General features: G+C 47.2%; 14 protein-coding genes. 8 read left to right on the forward strand and 6 right to left on the reverse strand.

Annotated features, from left to right (window positions below):
• From MOX91_RS07415 to MOX91_RS07430, 4 genes are read right to left on the reverse strand one after another with little or no spacing between them, the layout of a single operon-like run.
• Positions 1-1,611, reverse strand: coding sequence for a hypothetical protein (locus MOX91_RS07415; RefSeq protein ID WP_370397450.1), 1,611 nt, complete (start codon positions 1,609-1,611; stop codon positions 1-3).
• A gap of 4 nt (positions 1,612-1,615) precedes the next feature.
• Positions 1,616-2,014, reverse strand: coding sequence for an acyl-CoA thioesterase (locus tag MOX91_RS07420; protein WP_370397451.1), 399 nt, complete (start codon positions 2,012-2,014; stop codon positions 1,616-1,618).
• Positions 2,011-3,267: a diaminopimelate decarboxylase gene (locus tag MOX91_RS07425; RefSeq protein ID WP_370397452.1), complete on the reverse strand. Its 1,257-nt coding sequence runs from the start codon at positions 3,265-3,267 to the stop codon at positions 2,011-2,013. Before MOX91_RS07425 ends, MOX91_RS07420 begins: the two co-directional genes overlap by 4 nt.
• A gap of 21 nt (positions 3,268-3,288) precedes the next feature.
• A complete protein-coding gene (locus MOX91_RS07430; protein ID WP_370397453.1) occupies positions 3,289-4,956 on the reverse strand; it encodes a protein-disulfide reductase DsbD family protein in 1,668 nt (555 codons plus the stop codon).
• Between the two features lie 107 nt (positions 4,957-5,063).
• Between MOX91_RS07430 and MOX91_RS07435 the strand changes: the two genes are divergently transcribed.
• From MOX91_RS07435 to glmS, 5 genes are all read left to right on the forward strand, one after another.
• Entirely contained in the window at positions 5,064-6,083 is a 1,020-nt protein-coding gene (locus tag MOX91_RS07435) for a rod shape-determining protein (protein WP_370397454.1), read from the forward strand.
• A gap of 14 nt (positions 6,084-6,097) precedes the next feature.
• Positions 6,098-6,940, forward strand: a complete 843-nt coding sequence (gene mreC, locus MOX91_RS07440; protein ID WP_370397455.1) for a rod shape-determining protein MreC — start codon at positions 6,098-6,100, stop codon at positions 6,938-6,940.
• Positions 6,937-7,476, forward strand: a complete 540-nt coding sequence (locus tag MOX91_RS07445; RefSeq protein WP_370397456.1) for a hypothetical protein — start codon at positions 6,937-6,939, stop codon at positions 7,474-7,476. Before mreC ends, MOX91_RS07445 begins: the two co-directional genes overlap by 4 nt.
• Before the next feature lie 7 nt (positions 7,477-7,483).
• A complete protein-coding gene (mrdA, locus tag MOX91_RS07450) occupies positions 7,484-9,373 on the forward strand; it encodes a penicillin-binding protein 2 (RefSeq protein WP_370397457.1) in 1,890 nt (629 codons plus the stop codon).
• Between the two features lie 63 nt (positions 9,374-9,436).
• A complete protein-coding gene (gene glmS / locus MOX91_RS07455) occupies positions 9,437-11,290 on the forward strand; it encodes a glutamine--fructose-6-phosphate transaminase (isomerizing) (RefSeq protein ID WP_370397458.1) in 1,854 nt (617 codons plus the stop codon).
• Positions 11,291-11,341: 51 nt separating this feature from the next.
• Here glmS and MOX91_RS07460 read toward each other — a convergent pair whose 3' ends face one another.
• Entirely contained in the window at positions 11,342-13,924 is a 2,583-nt protein-coding gene (locus tag MOX91_RS07460; protein ID WP_370397459.1) for an SGNH/GDSL hydrolase family protein, read from the reverse strand.
• A gap of 130 nt (positions 13,925-14,054) precedes the next feature.
• On the opposite strand from MOX91_RS07460, the gene MOX91_RS07465 reads away from it, so the two are divergent.
• The 3 genes from MOX91_RS07465 (at position 14,055) to MOX91_RS07475 (ending at position 16,966) form a co-directional block, all read left to right on the forward strand.
• Positions 14,055-15,083, forward strand: coding sequence for a DUF475 domain-containing protein (locus MOX91_RS07465; protein ID WP_370397460.1), 1,029 nt, complete (start codon positions 14,055-14,057; stop codon positions 15,081-15,083).
• 93 nt (positions 15,084-15,176) lie between these two features.
• Positions 15,177-16,352 carry a DegT/DnrJ/EryC1/StrS family aminotransferase gene (locus MOX91_RS07470; RefSeq protein ID WP_370397461.1) on the forward strand — a complete coding sequence of 392 codons (1,176 nt, stop codon included), beginning with the start codon at positions 15,177-15,179 and terminating at the stop codon, positions 16,350-16,352.
• Between the two features lie 2 nt (positions 16,353-16,354).
• Complete coding sequence (locus tag MOX91_RS07475) at positions 16,355-16,966, forward strand: sugar transferase (RefSeq protein WP_370397462.1); 612 nt, start codon at positions 16,355-16,357, stop codon at positions 16,964-16,966.
• A gap of 13 nt (positions 16,967-16,979) precedes the next feature.
• Here the strand turns inward: MOX91_RS07475 and MOX91_RS07480 are convergent, their stop codons facing one another.
• Positions 16,980-18,836, reverse strand: a complete 1,857-nt coding sequence (locus MOX91_RS07480) for a polysaccharide biosynthesis protein (protein WP_370397463.1) — start codon at positions 18,834-18,836, stop codon at positions 16,980-16,982.
• Positions 18,837-18,863 lie beyond the last annotated feature (27 nt).

Below are 18,863 nucleotides of genomic sequence, written 5' to 3' on the forward strand. Positions count from 1 at the left end.
TTACTCGATTGACTTGTCGAAAATTTTACGTTTTGAATAGGCGTGAAGAAGCAGATTTTCGCGAAGCCCGAAATATTCCTCAACCCATTCGCTTTCGGGAAATTTGTTTTTGAAAGCGTATTCAAAATCGTCGTCGAATATCACCATGGAGTATTTATCCGCATTTTTGGCGTCTTCTTCATTTTGGGAAAACTTCACTCCGTCAACCCTTATTAACTGCCATGGCAAAGGCCAGGGCGAGTTCATTGTAAGAACCAAAACCTTGAATTCCTCGCCGAGCGATTTTGCCGCTTTTGAGCATTCCTTAACGCGTCTTACAAGGCGTTCGGAATTTTTTACGGTATGGACATACAAAAACGGATTGCGGGGCGCGCTTGCATATTTCAACGCCGCGTTTTGCGCTTCTTTGTATTGCAGATTGAAAAGGCAGGCAATTATGGCGACAATCAAAATTTTAACTGCGGCATTTGCGTAGATTGGAATTTTCGGCGTCTTGAAAAAGAGAAGAACCGAAACTGCGTATCCCGCGACAATCGAAGCGGAAACAATCGGCGAGAGCAGAAGCCACGGCGTCTTGTAGCCGATAAAGCTTAAAATCAAAATATTCGCCCATGAAAATCCCGCAAGGTATTTTACAAACGGATTGTTTTTCAAAAATGCGATAATCGTACCCAAAATCGAAAGTATGAATATTGCCGTTTCGCCAAAGAGCACACCCTCGCAAGTCTGTCCCGACATCAGCTTTATGTAATAGAAATAATCCTTTGTGTGCGCAACCGCCCCCGACTTGTGGAAGAAGTGGGCGTAGCTTTTTACTCCGTCTGATATTCCCTGCCAGTTGCAGCCAAAAGACGAGTAAAACGGCACGTAGATTGCAAACGCGCAAATAAAAACCAAAAAAACAAGCGACAGGCATTTGGGAAAGCCCGTTTTTTTTATATCGGCGATAAATTTTGAATTTTCCTCCTTGTTTTGCGAAATCAAAAGGAGAGCAAATCCCGCAAACGCGCTTGCCAAAACTATAATTGAAGTTTCCTTTGCTGACTGCAAAAGCCCCATGCTTATGCCAAGAGCTATAGCAGAAAACGCGGAGCGGCTTTTTAAAAACCAATAAAAAGAGCCTGCAAGCCACAGCGAAAAGAGGGCAAAAAACGTCTCCTGCACGAAGTAGGTGGAGTATATGAGCGAAAGCGACGAAAACATTATAAACGCCGCCGAAAACGCCGCAGAGGAAAACATCTGCAACCGCTTGTCTTTTGGATTGTTTTCTCTTCCGCAAAAAAGCCCGAAAGCGAAGACGGAAGCCAGCGTAATAAAGAAAACGGGATAAAGCGTTTTGCGCAGGTCCTGAACCTCGAAAGTTTGCGCTTTTTCTTTCGGGAGCATGATGTCAGCCCAATAATAAAGCACGGGGCCGTGCGGGCCTTCGGGGTTGTACTTGTAGTCGTTATTTTGATGGAGTTTTGCGAACGTGAATGTCTGCTCTCCCTCGTCGGCGTGGACTGCTCTGTTTTCGGCGTTTTTTGCGCGCATATTAAGCGCGGCGGGAATGCAAAATAGCATTGCCGCCGCAAGAACGACATAAAAAAATATGGCGGAAAACTTTTTCATGAAATTAAAAATATTGGCGCATTTTGTTTATGAAATCCGATGGGGGCTTTATGGGGCAGCCCTGCGAATTTACAAATGCGTGCATCGAATATCCCTCGCACAACTTTTGTCCGTTGCAAAGTACTTCGTATTCGACTTTTATTTTGACGCTTGGACGCTCTTTTATGGAGGCTCTTATCGTCAAAACATCGTCGAAACGCGCGGAGCGGATGTATTTTACCCACACTTCCAAAACGGGCAGGTGGCAGCCTTGCGCGTCCAAGTCGCGGTAAGGCAGACCGATGGAATCGAGCATCTCAATTCTTGCGGCTTCAAACCACGCAAAGTAGTTGCCGTGGTAGGCAACGCGCATGGCGTCGGTTTCCGCAAAGCGCACCCTGATTTTTGTTTCGGAAGATATCATTGAACTTCGTTTTGAATTATTTGTTCGAGTGTTTGGCGGCGGCGAATGAGTTTTACCGATCCGTCCTCTTTTAGCATCACTTCGGGAGCTTCTGGGTAGGAATTGTAATTCTTGGCGGGCATAGAAGAGCAGTATGCGCCCGCTCCCTCAATGACGCACAAATCGCCTATTTTTGCTTCTTCGAGAATGCGCGGCGCGAGGGCTTCTGGGTCGGCGTTTGCGGGGGTTAAGATGTCTCCGCTTTCGCAGCAGTGTCCCGAAACAATGTATTCCTTTGTTTTGCCTGTCGGGTTTTGGGGTATCGTTATAATCGGGTGTTGTGCGCCGTAAAGAGAGGGGCGCAGAATTTCCGTCATGCCCGAATCGAGTTTTAGGAAAGAATATCCGTTTTCGCCCGTATCGCAAATATCTTGGATTATCGCAAGCAGACAGGCGCAGTTTGCAAGCAGGAATGTTCCGGGCTCTATTTCAAAATGCAGTTTTCTGCCCGTTTCCTTGAAAAATTCCTTAACAAGCTCCGCGACGGGCGCGCCTACAACTTGCAAGTCGGTGCTTTTTTCGTAAGACATTCTGCCGACCTTGAAGCCGCCGCCCATGTTGAGGATTTTAACGTCGGGGAACTTCCGCACGGTGTCGAGGCTCATTTTTGCTACTTTTTGCCAGACGAGAGGGTCTGAGCCTGAGCCTATGTGCGTGTGTATCCTTATGATTTTTAGCCCATACTTTTTTGCAGTTTCGAAAATTTGCGGTATGTATTCGTGCCAAATCCCGAACGACGAAGCGGGCCCGCCAACATTTGTGCGGTTTGTTCCCCCCGAGCCAAGCCCGGGATTTATCCTGACGCCGAGTTCTCCGTTTGGTATGTTTTTGCCGAACTCTTCGAGCTGGTGCAGGGAACATGCGTTGAATTTTATTCCGAGCGAAACCAAATCAGCGATGTCGCTTGGCATTTGCTGGCTTGAAAGCGAAATATGACTTGGCTCAATGCCCGCCTTTATCGCCCTGCGGACTTCATACGAACTTGACGCATCGAAATGCACTCCGAGCTTGTTGAAGAGCTTCAAGATGTTTGCGTTTGACGAAGCCTTCATCGCGTATCGGGGGGTAAGCCCGAAGGCGTTTGGGAAGGCAAGCACTTTGCGCGCTTGTTCCATAAGGGCTTTTTCGCTATAAACATAGCATGGTGTTGAAAACTCTTCGGCAATTTTTTTTGCCGAAATCGGTGTCAAAAAGTGCAATTTTTCGATTTCCATAAATATACTGCGCACTTTACACTAATTCTTTGCTTTGTCAATCGCATCAATCACCGCATTCGGCGTTAAAATTTCGGGAAGAATGACGGGCTCTTTTTTTAAGTCTGCCGGATAAACAATGTTAAACGGCACTCCCGAGCGTCCGAATTTTTTTAAAAACTCCCCGATTTGCGCGTTTTTGTTTGTCCAGTCAAAAGTAAGAAGAGCGACGTTGTTTTCCTTGAAAAAATCTTCTATTTTCTTTGTGTGCAAAACCGCTTTCTTGTTCGCAATGCAGGTAATGCACCACGAAGCCGTGAAATCTGCATAGACGATTTTTCCCGATTTGCGCAGTTCTTCTATTTGGCTTTCTATCGAGTGGTTTTGCGCAGCCAAAGTTTCGGGAAGCTTGAAAGTCGCGCTTTTGACCGCCAGCGCGACTGAAACGGCTCCCAAAATGGCGAGGCTTGCGAATGCAAACATTCTTTTTTTCCGCGAATTTACAGGCGGAGAATACTTTCCGAAAATCCAAAGTGCAAACGCAAGAATGAGGGCTGAAAACAGCATCTGCATCAAAGCGTCGGCGTTTCTTTCTTTCAAAAACACCCAGACAAGCCATATCGCCGTTGCAAATAGCGGGAAAGCCAAAAATTGTTTGAAAGTTTCCATCCATGCGCCCGGTTTTGGAATGCGCCTTGCAAGCCGTGGAACCGCGGATAGCAAAACATACGGGAACGCCATGCCCAATCCTATCGACATGAAAATCGAAAAAGTTGCCGACATCGAGGCATTGGAGGCGAGGGCGACTCCGAGGGCTGAACCCATGAAAGGGGCAGTGCAGGGGCTTGCCACCAAGACTGCGAGGACGCCCGAAAAGAACGCCGCGCCCTTGCCGTCTTTTTGGCTTGTGAGGTTTCCCAAGGAAGACAAGCTTGCGCCAAGCTCAAATACGCCCGCGAATGCAAGCCCCATTGCGAAGAAAAGCAAAATCAAAAACACCACGAAAAGGGGCTCTTGAAGCTGGAATCCCCATCCGAGCGAATTGCCGAGGCTTTTAAGCCATGTCAAAATTCCCGCGAGGGCGCAGAAACTTATAATTATCCCGACGCTGTAAAAGGCGGCGTTAATGAGTGCTGTCTTTCTCGTTTTTTGGGCGTCTTTTGCAAAAGAGAGGATTTTAAGCCCGATTACAGGAAAGACGCAGGGCATAAGGTTTAGGATAATCCCTCCCAAAAACGCGCCAAGCATTGTGAATGCCAAGGCATTTGAGGAGCTTGAGTCGGGTTCTATCAGAATTTTCGCCGTTTTTGATTCGGGCATGCACATGCTGGAGCATTTAAGCCATGAGGCTTTCAAGGCAATTTCTTGCGGCTTTGAGAAGTCTTTGCCTGCTTTGAATTTTGCCAAGACTTGCATATTTCCTTTGTAAATAAGGGCTTTCAAGCCTTCTTCAATCTTTTCTTCGGGTTTTTGCCAGTCTTCGGATATTTTTTCAAAACCCTGCGGCAGCACCCATTCGAGCTTGGTGGGCAGCCCCGTTTCTCCGGAGCTTTTGCCGTAGATATACGCGCCTTGTGGAATTTCAAAGCTTGCCAAAACCGTAAATTCTTCGTTCGGAGCAACTTTTTGAGCTTCTGCTTTCAGGCTTAAATTCACGGTTGACGCAAGGCAGCTTGCAATCGACAATATAAAAAATAAAAAAGTTCTCATTTGTAAAAATTAACGTTTATACTATATTGACAAATCGACAATTTATAAAGATTATTGTTTCACAAATTCGCAAAGTAAATTTTTTTTAGAAAGCAGAAAGACAAAAAATGGCAGGCTTCATTCAGGGATTGTTGTCAAACGACATAGGTATTGACTTGGGGACGGCGAACACTTTGGTATATGCAAAAGACAGGGGCGTTATATTGAGTGAACCGAGCGTTGTCGCGGTTTACAATAATTCCAAAAAGGTTTTGGCTGTCGGCGAAAAGGCGAAGAGAATGCTTGGCAGAACCCCCGGCAACATCACGGCTCTGCGCCCGATGAAAGACGGCGTAATTGCCGATTTCGAGATTACCGAAGCAATGTTGCGCTATTTCATAAACAAGGCAAACACCCATCTTAAATTTACCGCTCCGCGCGTTGTGGTGGCAGTGCCTTCGGGAATTACCGAAGTCGAGCGCAGGGCTGTAAAAGAATCGGCAATAAGGGCGGGGGCGCGTTTGGTTTACCTTTTGGACGAGCCTCTCGCGGCGGCAATCGGCGTCGGACTTCCCGTTTGGGAGCCTACCGCTTCAATGATTGTTGACATTGGCGGCGGCACCACGGAAGTAGCCATCATATCCTTGGCGGGCGTTGTGTTTGCAAAGAGCGTGAGAGTTGGCGGCGATAAAATAGACGACGAGATTATCCAATACATGAAGCGTGCCTATAACCTGATGATTGGCGTCAGGATGGCGGAAGAAATAAAGATAAAAATCGGCTCCGCATTCCCTCTCGATAAAGAATTGTCGATGGAAGTGAAAGGTCGCGACTGCGTTGCGGGGCTTCCAAAAACTCTCCAAATAACTTCGCAGGAAATCCGCGAAGCGTTAGACGAAACTTTCAACAAAATCACCGACGTCATAAGCGAAGCTTTGGAACACTGCCCGCCTGAATTAAGCGCGGACTTGGTTGACAAGGGCATAGTATTGGCGGGCGGCGGCTCTTTGATAAGAAATTTGAATTTGAGAATTACCGATCGCACTTTAATTCCGTGCTTTACCGCCGATGAGCCTTTGAACGCCGTGGCTAACGGTACGGGGGAAGTTCTAAACGACCTTTCATGGTGGGCTAACGAGAACTCCTGATTTTAGGAGGGGCATTGGCATCTTCTCACAAGAACACAGCGCGGCTTAATATCGGAGTTTTCATTGCGATATTGGCGTTGTGTTTGATTGTGCCATCGGGCGTCAAAAATTTCGTTTCGGACATGTTCGGGGAGTTTCGCGCCCCGTTCGACATTTTGCCGTCGCATTTGCGCGATTTGCAAAAGTACTGGTCGCTCTCTTCGCATTCCAAGCGCGATTTGATAGAGGCGGGTAGGGACTTGGCGCGTCTTAACGCCGCCTTGGAGCTGAGGGTGTTGGAAAACGAAACTCTGCGTTCGCGTATAAAACGCTACGAAGACATTTTTTCAATCCCTCCTGCCGGCATGTACAAGCAACATGTTGCGCGCGTTGCCCGTCGCGACTTGAATGCCTGGTGGCAGCAGCTTGTAATCCGCAAAGGCTCGATTGACGGCATAAAAGAGGGGTGCGCTGTCATTTATGGCGGCGGAGTCGTTGGCAGAATTAAGGAAGTCGGGCTTTTCACGAGCGTGGTTGAGCTTGTTTCGAGCAGAAATTTCAGAATGGCGGCGGTTTTCGAAGGGGACGACAGGCCCGTGATTTATCAAGGGGTCGGGCAGGTTTCCTTCGGGGAGGGATGCGGAGAAGTGGTTGATGTTTACGCCGACATGACGGCTTCCGCTTCAAAGCCGCGCAAGCTTGTGGCTTCTTCGATTGCGGGAGTTTTCCCCGAGGGATTGCCAATCGGGACGGTTTCAAACCTGACTTTGAACTATGACGGCATATTTAAGACGGGAAGGGTTGTCCTAAGCACGGATCTTTCAGCGTTGAACGAAGTTTTGGTTTTGGTGCCAATCGAGGCGGAGCAGAAAAAATGACGCTTTTCAAGGATATGGACGCGCGTTTTTTCATAGTGTTCGGGGTAAATTCCGCGCTTTTTTTCCTCATGGGAATTTTGGGGGACATCCTTTCCGCGGTCGGCGCATACATATATATTCCTGCGTTTTTGATAGTTTCAAGCTCTCTGTTTTTGAAATTTTTTCAGGCAATGTTTATGGCGGTTTTCTTCGGGTTTTTGTTTGAAGCCCAAACTCCGCTTGACAATGCGCTGACTCCCGCATTGTTTGTCACGGCGTCTTTTGTCGTGTACGGTTTGAGGGCTAAGTTCAGGAGTCTCGATTCTTTCGGCATTACGTGGCTTACTTGGTCGGTAAACATGTCGATGTACTTATTGTCGGTTTTGTTCATCTTTCCGATAGGTGTTTCGGGGGCTTGGGCGTACTTCTTGCGCGTTGTTTTCGACGCCGTGTTCTCGTCTTTGGTTGCGGCTCTTTTTTCTGCCTACGTCGTAAATTTAAACAAATCCGTCGCCTATCTTTTGGGAGTTTCTTTAAATGTGGGGGATAACGCTTAGTTAGTTTATGGCTGAAAAGAAATTCGAGTCGGACGCAAAGCGCAACGAGAGGTTGTATGTACTTTATTACATATTCGGGGCGATGTTCATTATATTGCTCGGAGCCTTGGCGTACCGCCAGATTTTCATGTACGGCTACTACCACAAAAAGGGAATGTTGCAGACCCAGCGCAGAATTATTCAGCCCGGGGCAAGGGGGGATATTTACGACAGAAACGGCAGGCTGATTGTCGGAAACCGCCCCGTTTTTGACGCCGTTGTATATTTTAACGACGCCCGATTTGATTTCCGCAAAGAGTACGCGAGGCTTAACAAACTGCGCAAGCAAAATAAAGAGCCTTTCGATTATTCAAAGCTTGCAATCGCCGCCCGTACAAACGTTTTGCAGTCTTACATCGACGAAATAAATTCGATTTTGAAGACTGACTTTGTTTTGGACGCCGATTTTAACAGGCATTTTTCGGGCAGGCAGCTGATGCCCCTTCCGCTTGTAAAAAATTTAAGCATATCCCAGCACGCAATTCTTGCCGAAAAGCTCAGAGTTGATAATTCGGCAGTGCAGATTTATACCGATACTTACCGCTATTATCCTTACGCGGACAGGGCGGCGCACGCGGTGGGATATATCCGCCCCGAAATCGAGCAGGTCGATCCCGACATACCCGGGGACGATTTGCGTACGTTTTCGTTTCTTGGGAAAATCGGCAAGTCCGGCGTTGAGAAAGCATTTGAAGACAGGCTTGCGGGCGAGACCGGGGCTGAAATCTGGGTTGTTGACCACAACGGCTTTACGTTTGAAAAGATAGAATCAAAGCCTCCGCGCAAGGGCGGAAGCATGCAGGTTTCTCTCGACATGGAGCTTCAGGGCGCGATAGAGGACGCCTTCCCCAACCGCAAGGGGGCGGCAGTCGCGCTCGACGTTAAAACGGGGGAGATTTTGGCGATGGTAAGCCGTCCGAGCTACGACCCCAACACGTTTTTCCCGACAATGACGCATGCGATTTATAATGACATTCGCGACAGGGGCGCGTGGCTGAACAGGGCGACGCAGGGACTGTATCCTCCTGGTTCCACTTTTAAGATAATAACCGCGCTTGCGGGCATAAAAAGCGGGGTCATCGGTCCCGACACGGTTAGTTATTGCGACGGGTATTATCAAGTGGGTTCGCGCAAGTTCCCGTGCCACAACCGTTACGGGCACGGCGAGGTTAATTTGCAGCAGGCGATAGAAAAGAGTTGTAATGTCTTCTTTTACGAACACGGGCAAAAAATGGGCATTGACTCAATTGCTAAAACCGCGAAGGAAATGGGGCTTGATTCCCCGACGGGTATAGAGCTTCACGAGGAGTCCACGCGCCTTACCATTGTTCCTACTCCCGAATTTAAGCGAAAGCAGGGGAGCGGATGGAGCAAGGGGGACACTGCAAACGTATCCATAGGGCAGGGTGATTTGCGCCAGACACCGCTTCAAATGGCGTGTTTTGCCGCAAGCCTTGCAAGGGGGGAAACGCGCACAAAACCGTCAATTTTGCACGATACGACGCGAAAGACCGACATGAAGTACCACGGCGCGAAAAAATTGGACATCCCGAAATCGGGCTATGACGCAGTTATAGAGGGAATGGTAAATGCGGTTGAACGCGGAACATGCCGCCGCGCGGCGATCGATGGGGTTAAAATTGCCGCAAAATCGGGAACCGCGCAGGTCATGGTGAAGGGGCGCAAGCTGACATTGGCTTGGATGATAGCCTTTGCTCCCGTTGAAAATCCTGAAATAGCGGCGGCAGTCATAGTGGAGGGCGAAGAGCCCGGGGACGCAAGCGGCGGGGCGACTGCGGGCCCCATAATGAGGGAAATGTTTGCCGAATACTTTAAGGGCAGACAGGTGGCGCAGTAGTTTTTATTGTTGTAATTTTTTAGTTTTCAGCTAATTTCATATCTTAATTTTAATTGCAGTTTTATGTGCGGCATTATTGGCTATATAGGAAAGAGAGAAGTTGCCCCTATTTTGATAGACGGGCTTAAACGAATGGAATATCGCGGCTATGACTCCGCAGGCGTCGCGATGATAAACGGCAAAAAAGAGCTGGACATACGCAAAAGGAAAGGCCGCGTTTCGGTTGTGGCTTCCGAGGTCGAGGCGGATCATTTTTCGGCTCATGTGGGCATAGGGCATACGCGCTGGGCGACGCACGGGGGCGTAACCGACACCAATGCGCATCCGCATGTTTCAAGTTGCGGCAGGTTTATAATGGTCCATAACGGAATTATCGAAAATTACGAAAATATGCGCTCGTTTTTGATTTCCAAGGGCTATACCTTCAAATCGGAAACGGACTCCGAGGCTCTCGTAAACCTCATCGCCTACCATTTTGACGAGCGCACGAAAGACTACAACGAAGACAGGTTTTTGGAGGCGGTGCGCAAGGCATTGTTGCATGTGGAGGGAACTTACGGCATTGCCGTCATATCTCCGCTTTTCCCGAATGAAATCATTGCGGCGAGAAAAGGCTCTCCATTGATTATAGGAATAGGCAACGGCGAACATTTCATTGCAAGCGACGTATCCGGCTTTTCGGGCAGGGCAAAAAATGTCATCTATTTGGAAGACGGGCAGGTTGCGAGCATAACGAAAGACGATTGCGACATTCTCACCATCGGCAAGCAGCAGGTTGAATGCGTAATAAAAGAAATCGACTGGGAAATGGAAACCGCCGAGCTTGGTTCATACAAGCACTTCATGGAAAAGGAGATTTTCGAGCAGCGCAAGGCAATAGAAAACGCCATTCGCGGCAGGCTTTCCGACGACCAGTCCACGGCGGTTTTAAACGGGCTTAACATCACCGCAAACGAGCTGCGGAGCATCGACAGGATTTTGCTCTGCGCCTGCGGCACGGCGTGGCATGCGTGCCTTGTCGCCGAGTATCTTATAGAACGCTACGCGCGCATTCCGGTTGAAGTCGAGTACGCGAGCGAATTCAGATACCGCAATCCTCCGCTTGACAAAAACACTTTGGTATTTGTGATAAGCCAAAGCGGCGAGACAATCGACACTCTCGAGGCGTTGCGCGAATCTAAGCGCAAGGGTTTTAAGACGCTTGCGATAACAAACGTGGTAGGTTCCACTATTGCGCGCGAAAGCGACGGCGGCTTGTACCAGTATTCGGGCAAGGAAATCGGCGTGGCGTCCACAAAGGCGTTTACTTCTCAAATTATCATAATGCTTTTGGTTGCGCTTTATTTGGGCAGAATGCGCGACTTGTCATTCGCCGACGGCAAGGAAATTGTTTCCGCAATCAAGGCTCTCCCCGATTTGATAGACGAGACTTTAAAGCAGGCTGATGTCGTCAGGAAAATCGCGAAAAAATATTCCAAATTCCCGGACTTTCTGTTCTTGGGCAGGCTTGAAGAGTATCCGATAGCCCTTGAAGGCGCGCTTAAATTAAAGGAAATTTCATATATACACGCGGAGGGCTATCCTGCGGCTGAAATGAAGCACGGCCCAATCGCTCTTGTATGCCCCGAATGCCCCGCAGTGATATTTGCAAACCAGGGAGAAATTTTCCAAAAAGTCATATCAAACGCGAAAGAAATCGGAGCGCGCAAAGGCCCCGTTATTCTCATAACCGATTCTCCCGACGAAATTGAAAGCGGCTTGGCTGACGATGTTATCGCAATCCCGAAAGCGCATGACGCTGTAAGGACGATTATCGACACAATACCCATTCAGCTTCTTGCTTATTACATTGCGGTTGAGCGCGGTTGCGATGTTGACAAGCCCCGCAATCTTGCAAAGAGCGTCACAGTTGAATAAACGCAAAAAAACCGAAGGATTTTTCCTTCGGTTTTTTGTTTGCGGCAATTTTTAATTTGCCACGAAATTTCTGATGTGCACGGCGTTGCCCTTGCTCCTTTGGTTCTTGTCTTCCGAAATTTTCAAAACGAGCGTGTGATTTTTGTCAGGCAATTCCTTTTCAAGCATAAACACCCACGGAATATAGAGGTGCGGGCTCCAATTTGTGCAGGTATCGAGCTTTTTAAACTTGCCGCCGTCTATCGAGTATTCGATTACGCCCGCATCGGGGCCTGTCGCGCAGAATATGCCTATTGCAGTGCCTTTGAATTTTAGTTCAAGCTCCGCATTTGGTTGGCTTGCTGAAAGCATCGGCACGTTTACAAATCCCTTGCGCGTTCCCGATTTCATTGTCGGCTGCCAGTTTTCTGAAATTTCAAAGCCGCTTTTGATTTTTGCGTTTTTAATGTCGATAAATCTGCCTTTTGTGTATGAGAATTTATCGATTTTTGACTTTGGCATTTTGTGGGGCTTTATGTTTTTTGAGCCGCTTTGAAGCTTGTCGAAAAGCCGGAAAATCGCTTTTTCGTAGTATTTATGCCCTAATTGGGCGGGGTGCGTTCCTCCGAATTCATGCCAATTTAAGAGATTTTGCTTCATGGCGTCGCAAATTGCGCCTATTAAGTTGATGGACGGAATGTTGTAGCGTTTGCAGACTTCTTCCTGATTTTTGTAAACTTCAGGATCAATGCCAAGCATTGCCTCGTCGCGCGTGGGTTCATAGATGAAGTGGAGATAAACTATGTCCATATTTGGGTTTGCTTTAAGCGCGTGGGCGATTACCCCTTCAACGCCCTTTATTTGTTCGTCTTTTGAAAAGCCGTTTGTGTGGTCGTTTACAGAGGCTTCAAAGAAGAGCAGGTCGGGCTTTGCGATTTTTAAAATGTCGTTTTCAAGGCGGAAAGCGTGGGGCGTCGAACCTGTTGATGCAATGCCGGCGTCGATAAACGTGAATTTTGTTGTGGGGTAGCGTCTTTTAAGTTCCTCCTGCACGAAGTTGCGCCAGCCGTTCATTTCTGTTATCGAGCCTCCCAAAAATGCGACAGTGGCGTTGCCGCTTTCAAATTTCAGCCTTGAATTGTCGAGAGTGCCGCGCAAATTCAAATACTTTGAAAAGTCGAAACTTACTAACGGTTTTTCTTTGAAGTTCGACAGGCTTTGCAAATATTTTTCCTTGTCGTAGTTCGGTTCGTTTTGGGTTATGAAATCCACAATGGGCGTCGGGTCTTTCAATGAGTGCGGATGGTGGTTTACGCCTTTTTTTATGATGGATTTGAAGTTTCCGCCGAGTTTTTTGTATTCCCTTTCAATTTCCGCCGAATTTTCTTCGAGAGGCACAACGGTATCGGCATCTCCGCAGACGCTTAAAATCGAGACTTTGTTCTTTGCAAGCCCCGCGAGATTTTTGGACGGGAGGAAGGGGGTGATTATTTTCTCAAAGTTTTCTTCCGTGGCGTTCCATTTCTTTAAAACATCTTTTATCAAATTTGCGTCTGATGATTTTGCAAGCGATAGCGGATTGCAAAGCGGGGCGTCCAGATAGATGGAGGCGACGCATTCGGGATAGGTTTGGGCAAATCTAAGGGAGTAAAAACCGCCCCTGCTCAAGCCTTCGAGGTTTACTTTTTTGGAAAGACCGTAAACTTGCGTCATGTAGTCGAAAAATGTTTTGCCAAATTCCACAAATTCGGGAGCCCCCCACTCGTTGGTGACATCGAGATATGCTACATGGTAGCCTGATTTTAGCAAAGCCAAGTCCGCCTGCGGTTCATGCCCGAAGAATGCGGGGCGCAAAATCCACGGTTTTGACGGAGCCGCGAGTTTCGGCTCGACTATAATCATGTTTTTTGAAATTACACCGTCCGAGAATATTCCGTTATGGCGCAAAAAGCCGTTCCATAGCTCCGCCTGCCCCATAAATGCGCGTTTTGCGGGAGGAAGCGGAGGATTTTTCAAGATTTTTCTCGCGGCGATTTCGGCAAGCAAATCCGCCCCGAAGTTGTTGGGGTGCACGCCTTCCGCGTAAATTTCAAAACGCGCGAAAGTCGGATTGTAGAAATCTATGATTTCCAAATTCTTTTCTTTCGCGATTTTGTCGATGACGGGAATTACCTTTAAAAATAGCGACGGATCATTTATCCCCCAGCACATTTTTGTTACGCAAACGGGATAGGATAGATAGATTTTGGGTTTTGCGGGCAGCTTCTGCAAGGTTTCAACCATGCTTTTCATGTCGCTTTCAAATTCTGCAAAGTGGCGCATGTTCTGCGGTTTTGTGTCGTTTGTTCCGAGCTTTATTATTACAATGTTCGGATTGAATTTTTGGGCTTCTGCCCATGCCCTTTCTTTTATGTAGGGATTGTCGCCCTTGCTTAGCATAGTTCTTCCGCTGACCCCGAAATTGCGGACTTCATAGGCGTCTCCTAACTTTTGTTGGAGTTTTGACGGATAGAAATTTTCGCGCCCCTTCACGCCCGCCCCCGCGGTAATACTGTCGCCTATGCAGGCGACCCTTATTCTTTCAGCCGCGCCTGCCGAGAGAATTGCAATAAATATTGTTGAAAATATAAAACAGTGTTTGAAAAATTTTTTCATAGATTGAAATTTAATTATTATTGCGCCGCCGTAAAGAAAATTCTCTGGTTTTCAAAAATTTAATTTACTGTTTGCAAAAAGCGCAAAATGAATTTTCCTTTTTTATTTTAAAATCAAAACATAAATAAAAATGCTAAAAAATTTCAGAGGTTCTATTGTTTGCGTGATAATCGGGCTTTGTCTTGCATTTTGGAGAGGCGAATCCGTGGGGGCGTCGGGCGTTGCCTTTATGCTTACGACATTTGCGATTTCCCTTTTGGAAGTCGCAATCTCGTTTGACAACGCAGTGGTGAATGCGCACAAGCTCGAAAAGATGAGCAAGGTTTGGCGCAGGCGGTTTTTGACGTGGGGCATATTCATCGCGGTTTTCGGAATGAGATTTTTGTTCCCTGTTTTGATAGTCGCGATATTTGCGCATATTTCGTTTGTTGAAGTAATAAAAATTGCATTTGCAAACCCTGACGAGTATGTAAGGCATTTGCACGAGACGCACGCCGCAATCGTAACTTTCGGCGGAATGTTTTTGCTTATGCTGTTTTTAAAGTTCTTTATCGACAAAAACAAAAAGGACCATTGGATTTCTCCCATTGAAAAGCCTTTGGCGCATCTTGCCAAAGTAAAGTTCGTAAATGAGGTTATCGCGCTTGTTGTTTTGGGTGTTTTGATTTATTTTCTGCCCGAACACGAGCGCAAAGTTTGCGCATTGTCGGGCTTTGTGGGAATAGTGCTGTTTTTGGCAATAGATTCGCTTTCGCATTACTTGGAATCGAAGCATGTCGGAGAAGGCGCGGTCCGGCTCACGGGCACTGCGGGGTTTGCGATGTTTATGTATTTGGAGCTTATAGACGCGTCTTTCTCGCTTGACGGCGTTCTTGGCGCGTTTGCCTTTACGAAGGATATTGTGGTTATTATAGTCGGGCTTGGCGTAGGGGCGATGTTTGTTCGCTCGCTTACGCTTGTTCTTGTCGATAAGCAAACCCTTTCAAAAATGCGCTACATCACAAACGGCGCATATTGGGCAATCGGCGCGCTGGCTCTTGTAATGATGCGCTCTGCGGTCGAGGAAGTCCCTGAGGCGGTAGCGGCGACGCTTAGCATTGGCATAATTGTGGTTTCTGTAGTCCATTCCGTAATTCTTAACAAAAAAGCGTTAAAATAGCGGTTGGGATAGCTTTTAAATGGAGGGGCTTGCAAAAACTTGCGCGCCTCTTTTTTGTTGTATTTTTTACAATATGTCTTTTTAGTTTTTGGTATGTTGGAAAGTTTTGCGAATTGGCCATTTTTTGACGGCGGCGACATCAAAGCCGTAGGCGAAGTATTGCGCTCCGGCAGGGTCAACCGTTGGACGGGCGCAAAAAATTCCGAATTTGAGGAAAGCCTTTCGACCGCGACCAACGCAAAATACGCAATAGCACTCGCAAACGGCTCTGTTGCGCTGGAGCTTGCCTTGTTTGCGTGCGGAGTGGGCGAGGGCGACGAAGTAATAACAAGTTGCAGAACTTTTGTGGCAAGCGCAAGCTGCGCGGTCATGAGGGGCGCAAAGCCTGTGGTGGCGGACATCGATTTAAACAGCCAAAACATAACTTCGGAAACTGTTGAAAAGTGTATAACTTCAAAGACAAAAGCCATAATCGCGGTGCACCATGCGGGGTTTCCGTGCGATATGGACTCTCTTTCGGCTCTTGCAAAAAAGTACAATTTGTTTTTGATTGAAGACTGCGCACAGGCTCACGGAGCAGTTTACAAGGGAAAGCCCGTAGGTTCGATTGGAGATGTTGCCGCTTGGAGCTTTTGCCAGGATAAAATAATAACGACAGGCGGCGAAGGCGGTGCGGTAACTACAAACAGCGAAACTCTTTGGCGCAAAATGTGGGAGTATAAAGACCACGGCAAGAGTTTTTCCGCAGTGTCAGACCAATCGAAATCGGCGGGGTTTAAATGGCTTGTTGAAAGTTTCGGCACGAATTTGAGAATGACTGAAATGCAGGCGGCTCTCGGCGTTGAAGCGTATAAAAAACTGCCGAACTGGGTCGGGCTTAGAAACCGCAATGCAAATGCGTATTCGGAAACCCTCGCAAAATTTTCCTGCATAAGACTTGTTGAAGTTCCGAAAGATGTCCGCCATTCTTTTTACAAATATTACTCGTTTGTTCGCCCCGAAAACTTAAAAGACGGATGGGACAGAGACCGAATTATTGCCGAAATATCGTCCCGCGGCGTTCCCTGCTTTTCGGGAACTTGCTGGAATGTTTCAGCCGAAAAGGCTTTTGAAGGCAGAGGATGGACGAAGCCGAAAGAGGAGCTTCCAAACGCATATTTGCTGAAAAACTCGTCTTTGATGTTCCTTGTGCACCCGACTATTTCCGAAGCCGACTTGAAGAAAGCCTGCGAAATTATTGAAGATGTTTTAGGAAAAGCCCAAAAATAAAAATGTATAAAAACTTTTTTAAGAGATTTTTTGACTTCGTTTTCAGCGCGGTTTTGATAGTTTTGCTCTTGCCCGTGTTTTTTGCAGTTTGGCTTTTAATCCGCCTGAAAATGGGAAGCCCTGCCATATTTAAACAGGCGCGCCCCGGCAGGGACGAAAAGATTTTTTACATAATGAAGTTCCGCACAATGGATAACGCCAAAGATTCTTTCGGAAACCTTCTGCCCGACGAAGCCCGCCTGACGCCGCTTGGAAAGTTTCTGCGAAAGACGAGCCTTGACGAAATTCCGCAGCTTTTGAATGTTTTTAAAGGCGAGATGTCGTTTATAGGTCCAAGACCCCTTTTGCCGCAGTATTTGCCGTATTATACCGAAGAGGAAAAATCGCGCCACAGCGTGCGACCCGGCATAAGCGGGCTTGCGCAGGTGAGCGGCAGAAACTGCATATCGTGGGACGAAAAACTTGCTTTCGACGTAAAATATGTGAAAAACGTTTCGTTTTTGTCGGATTTGAAAATCGCTGTTTTAACGCTAAAAAAAGTCCTGCGCTGCGAAGGCGTAAACTGCGTGCCCAATGAACGCTCCTTATGCGAAGAGCGCGGCGGCGGAAAATGAAGCTGCAAGGTTGCTATTGTTGCGGCTCGTATTCAGGGACGTGTTTTTTGATGAATTCTTTTAGCTCGCGGTTGTTTTTTTCGAGAATTGCGCGTTTTGTTTCCTCGACGATTTCCAGAGATTTTTCAAAGGCAACAGGCGTTGAAACGAAGGCAAGAATGCGCGGATTTTTTGTTTTTTTCAGATGTTCCGCCTTGTTTTGAACTTCCTCTTGGAGCTTTTCTCCGCAGCGAAGCCCTATGGTTTTTATCTTTATGTCAACATCCGGCTCAAAGCCGCTTAGCTTTATCATTCGTTTTGCAAGGTCGATGATTTTAATTTGTTCTCCCATGTCCAAAACGAAAATTTCTCCGCCGAGAGCCTGAGAGCCGCATTGGAGCACAAGCCCGACGGCTTCGGGGATTGAGATGAAGTAGCGCATGGCGTCGGGGTGCGTTAAGGTTATCGGGCCTCCCGCTTCTATTTGACGCTTGAAAATCGGAATCACGCTGCCAGAAGAGCCGAGCACGTTGCCAAATCTCACCGCCATGAAGCGCGTTTTGTTTTTCGGATTTGTCTGGAAAGATTGAATTAAAATTTCAGCGAGGCGTTTGCTTGCGCCCATTACGCTTGTCGGGTTTACCGCCTTGTCGGTGGAAATCAGAACGAATTTTTCAACGCCGTTTTCAGATGACGCAACCGCAGTGTGCCAAGTGCCGAGAAGATTGTTTTTGAGGGCTTCTCCCGCTTGGTACTCCATAATCGGGACATGTTTGTGCGCGGCGGCGTGGAAAACGATTTGCGGCTTGTATTCGGAAATTATTTGGCGGATTCTCTCCGCATCTGCCACATTGCAGATTACGGGCTTTGCATCGACGCCGAAATTGCCTGCGCAAATATTTTCGCGGACGTTAAAAAGCTGTACTTCGCATTGGTCGAGCAGTATAAGCATTGAGGGCTTGCGCATGGCAATCTGCCTGCAAAGCTCGTTGCCGATTGAGCCCCCCGCGCCCGTTACCAATATTCGCTTTCCTCGTATCAGTTTTTCAAGCTCCTCCGTATCGAGGGGAATTTGTTTTCTTCCAAGCACGTCTTCTATTGAAACTTTGCGCAAGTTTGAGACTTTTGCGTATCCCGCCGCGAGATCTTGGTATGAAGGCACTATGTTTGTTTCTATGCCGAGTTTGGAAAATTCCGACGTGATTTCATCTATGCGCGATTGCGGAAGCCTTGATATTGCGATTATAGCCTGGTCTATGCTAAGCTTTTGGACAACCTTCTTTAAGTCGGTTTTTAGCGGCAATATCTTTATTCCTGAAATCGTGCAGCCTGCCTTTTGGGGGTCGTCGTCCAAAAACACAACGGGAATTATTCCCATTGATTTGTGTGAAAACAAGTTTTCCGCAAGGCTTGCGCCTACATCTCCCGCGCCGATGATTGCAACCCTCTTTTTTATGTTGCCGTGAAATATTTTAGATTGTGAACGCTCTCTTTTTCCATGGAAAAACATTCTTATGGCGGCAAAAAAAATTATGGATAAAAAATAATCGATTAGAATTACGCCCCTTGGAATTACCCACCCGAATTTAATCAGGATTTGGCTTGATGCGAGCAGGAATGCCGCGCTTGCCGTAAACGCCCAAAATTGGTTTGCGAGGTCGGTCTTGTGGAAAAATTTGAACAGAATGTTGAATTGCCCGAAAATCGCCAAAAAAAACAGCTTTGCGGCAATTATTAAAACGAAAGTCTTTGGCGAAAGGAACTTGCAAATTTCAACAAAATTAAAATCGAACCTCAAAATAAAAGCTCCCGCAAGAGATAAAAAAGCAAGCAGGGCATATACTCCTGCGAGCGCGTAAGGTTTTGCGGAAAATTCCTTTTTTAAATCCATTTTAAATGCCTGAAAAATTTACAATTT

The sequence above is a fragment of the Intestinicryptomonas porci genome, from assembly GCF_033971905.1.
In the GTDB taxonomy this organism is placed as follows: Bacteria; Verrucomicrobiota; Verrucomicrobiia; order Opitutales; family Intestinicryptomonadaceae; genus Intestinicryptomonas; species Intestinicryptomonas porci.

Coding starts and splice junctions, on each gene's coding strand:
- MOX91_RS07415 (WP_370397450.1), bottom strand. CDS start 1,611: ATGAAAAAGTTTTCCGCCATATTTTTTTATGTCGTTCTTGCGGCGGCA.
- MOX91_RS07420 (WP_370397451.1), bottom strand. CDS start 2,014: ATGATATCTTCCGAAACAAAAATCAGGGTGCGCTTTGCGGAAACCGAC.
- MOX91_RS07425 (WP_370397452.1), bottom strand. CDS start 3,267: ATGGAAATCGAAAAATTGCACTTTTTGACACCGATTTCGGCAAAAAAA.
- MOX91_RS07430 (WP_370397453.1), bottom strand. CDS start 4,956: ATGAGAACTTTTTTATTTTTTATATTGTCGATTGCAAGCTGCCTTGCG.
- MOX91_RS07435 (WP_370397454.1), top strand. CDS start 5,064: ATGGCAGGCTTCATTCAGGGATTGTTGTCAAACGACATAGGTATTGAC.
- MOX91_RS07445 (WP_370397456.1), top strand. CDS start 6,937: ATGACGCTTTTCAAGGATATGGACGCGCGTTTTTTCATAGTGTTCGGG.
- mrdA (WP_370397457.1), top strand. CDS start 7,484: ATGGCTGAAAAGAAATTCGAGTCGGACGCAAAGCGCAACGAGAGGTTG.
- glmS (WP_370397458.1), top strand. CDS start 9,437: ATGTGCGGCATTATTGGCTATATAGGAAAGAGAGAAGTTGCCCCTATT.
- MOX91_RS07460 (WP_370397459.1), bottom strand. CDS start 13,924: ATGAAAAAATTTTTCAAACACTGTTTTATATTTTCAACAATATTTATT.
- MOX91_RS07465 (WP_370397460.1), top strand. CDS start 14,055: ATGCTAAAAAATTTCAGAGGTTCTATTGTTTGCGTGATAATCGGGCTT.
- MOX91_RS07470 (WP_370397461.1), top strand. CDS start 15,177: ATGTTGGAAAGTTTTGCGAATTGGCCATTTTTTGACGGCGGCGACATC.
- MOX91_RS07475 (WP_370397462.1), top strand. CDS start 16,355: ATGTATAAAAACTTTTTTAAGAGATTTTTTGACTTCGTTTTCAGCGCG.
- MOX91_RS07480 (WP_370397463.1), bottom strand. CDS start 18,836: ATGGATTTAAAAAAGGAATTTTCCGCAAAACCTTACGCGCTCGCAGGA.